Source organism: Treponema sp., from assembly GCF_045657965.1.
Classification (GTDB): domain Bacteria; phylum Spirochaetota; class Spirochaetia; order Treponematales; family Treponemataceae; genus Treponema_D.
Genome location: NZ_JAZOUG010000005.1, coordinates 1 through 2,597, shown reverse-complemented (window position 1 = coordinate 2,597; position 2,597 = coordinate 1). Strand labels below are relative to the sequence as shown.

At 39.2% G+C, this 2,597-nt stretch carries 3 protein-coding genes; 1 reads left to right on the top strand and 2 read right to left on the bottom strand.

All coding sequences use genetic code 11. From position 1 onward, the window contains the following. Positions 1 to 1,527: metal-transporting ATPase (locus tag ACKI5B_RS00110; RefSeq protein WP_407424920.1), on the top strand; the 1,527-nt coding region annotated here is incomplete at its 5' end. Between the two features lie 6 nt (positions 1,528 to 1,533). On the opposite strand, the gene ACKI5B_RS00105 is transcribed toward ACKI5B_RS00110, so the two are convergent. Beyond that, positions 1,534 to 2,229 carry an ABC transporter ATP-binding protein gene (locus ACKI5B_RS00105; RefSeq protein ID WP_407424919.1) on the bottom strand — a complete coding sequence of 232 codons (696 nt, stop codon included), beginning with the start codon at positions 2,227 to 2,229 and terminating at the stop codon, positions 1,534 to 1,536. 4 nt (positions 2,230 to 2,233) lie between these two features. Next, positions 2,234 to 2,597, bottom strand: a 364-nt coding sequence (locus ACKI5B_RS00100) for an ABC transporter permease subunit (RefSeq protein ID WP_407424918.1), incomplete at its 5' end; no start/stop codon positions are given.

Sequence of the window (2,597 nt, the reverse complement as noted above, 5' to 3'; positions counted from 1 at the left end):
CAGATTATTCAGATGGTAAGTGATGCGGCCAGTACAAAGGCACCAATTGCAAAGGTTAGTGACAAGGTTTCTGGCATTTTTGTTCCTGTGGTGATTGGAATTGCTTTGATAACTTTTGCTGTCTGGATGATTTTGGGTGCGGAAGCGGGAACAGCTTTAACACGGGCAGTGGCAGTTTTAGTTATCAGCTGTCCATGTGCCTTAGGACTTGCTACCCCTGTTGCAATCATGGTTGGTAACGGCATGGGAGCAAAAAACGGCATTTTATTTAAAACTTCTGAAGCCCTTGAAACTGCCGGGAAAACAAATGTTGTAGTTCTTGATAAAACAGGTACGATTACAAACGGCACTCCGGTTGTTACAGATGTAATATGTGCGGATGGAGTAATTGAAGAAGAATTTTTGCGTCTTTCTTACAGTCTTGAAAAAAAGAGTGAACATCCTCTGGCAAAGGCTGTAGTCTCATATGCACAGGAAAAAAATATTAGTGCAAGCGAGGTAAGTGACTTTGAAGCAAAAAGCGGAAGCGGCCTTACAGCAAAACTTGGTGGTAAAATTTTGTCTGCAGGAAATCTGAAGTTCATTGGAGAAGAAACTGCTGCCTCCCTTTCAGAAAAAGCATCTTCTCTTTCAGAACAGGGAAAAACTCCTCTCTTTTTTGCATATGACGGAAAACTTCTTGGTCTTATTGCTGTTGCAGATACTATGAAAGAAGACAGCCCTAAAGCAATTCAGGAGTTAAAGAATCTTGGAATTCGTGTTGTAATGCTTACAGGGGACAACGAAAAAACAGCCCGTGCAATCGGAAAGCAGGCTGGTGTTGACGAAGTAATTGCAGGAGTTCTTCCGGATGGAAAAGAAAGCGTAGTAAGAAGCTTGCAGAAAGATGTTTCGACGTCGCTCACTCAATCAAAATCAAAACGGAATTTTGTTGCAATGGTGGGAGACGGTATAAATGATGCTCCCGCTTTAACAAGAGCTGACACAGGAATTGCTATTGGAGCAGGAACTGATGTCGCCATTGATTCAGCGGACATTGTTCTTATGAAAAGCCGGTTGTCTGATATTCCGGCATTGATTCGTTTAAGCCGTGCTACATTACGGAATATTTATGAAAATCTTTTCTGGGCATTTATTTACAACATAATCGGAATTCCTCTGGCGGCTGGAGCATTTACAGTTCTGCTCGGCTGGAAGTTAAATCCCATGTTCGGGGCTGCTGCCATGAGTCTTTCAAGTTTTTGTGTCGTAACAAATGCACTCAGATTAAATCTTTTTAAGATGTATAATAAAAATTCCAGGGAGAATAAAATGGAAAAAACAGTTTATATTAACGGTATGATGTGCTCTCATTGCGAGGCACACGTAAAAAAAGCTCTCGAAGCGTTAGAAGGCGTAGACTCAGTTACAGCAAGTCATGAAGCAAAAAAAGCTGTAGTTACTTTAAAAGATGGAGTATCTCTTAACGAAAATGCTGTAAAAAATGCCGTATCTGAAGCAGGATATGATTTTGTGAGAGTTGAATAAAGGTTTTTAAAGTGCAGAAGTAATCATTTCTTCGGAAAAGTTTTCTGCACTTCCTTCCCAAGTGATTTTTCCGCTTTTGATTAAAATTATTCTGTCACTTAACGATTTTGCTTCTGCAATATCATGGGTAACCATAATTCCTGTAAATCCGAATTCTTTTTGAAGCTGTTTTATTTCAGAAGCAAGTTTTTTTCTTAACGGAGCATCAAGAGCTGAAAAAGGTTCATCAAATAAAATTAATTTAGGTTTTGTAATTAAAGTTCGGGCAAGAGCAACACGTTGTGCTTCTCCACCTGAAAGAGTTTCAGGAGAACGTTTTTCAAATCCTTCAAGGTTGAATTTTTTAAGGAATTCTGCTGCCATTATACGGCTTTCTTTTTTATTCATTCCTTTACAGCGAAGTCCGTAGGCAACATTATCATCAACGTGCATATGATTAAAAAGATTTGCTTTCTGAAAAACCATGCCGATTCCGCGTTTTGCCGGCTTTTCGTTTGTGATGTCGAGTTTGTCCAGAATGATTTTTGTGAACTGCGCCGGTTTTTCAAGACCTGCAATCAGCTTGAGTATAGTGGATTTTCCGCTTCCACTCGGACCTACGATTGAAGTCATTGTATTCTTCTGACAGGAAAATGAAACTTCAAGATTGAAATTTTCGCATGAGTAAATTAAGTTTTCTGCTTCTAAAAATATTTCTTTCATAAAATTATTTTTCCTTTATTTTATTTGCCAGTGCAAAAACTGTCATACAGATTAAGCCTAAAATTACTCCGGAAGCACAGGCTTCATGAAATCTGTAAGAACCTGCAAGTCTGTAAGTAAACAGGGAAAGTGTATTAAAATTCGGAATTGCCATAACAAGCGGAAGTGTTGTATCTCCGGCACTGACAGCAAAACAAAAGCCGAACGCACTTAAAATTCCGCGTAAGGAAGAAGGCAGATAAATCCTTAAAAGAAGATGCAGCGGATTTGTACTGAAAATACGGGCTGTGTCTATTGTTTCCTGAGGCAGTTTTGAAAGAGAAGAATAAATCTGCCTGAATGCAACCGGCCAGGAAATAAAAGTCTGG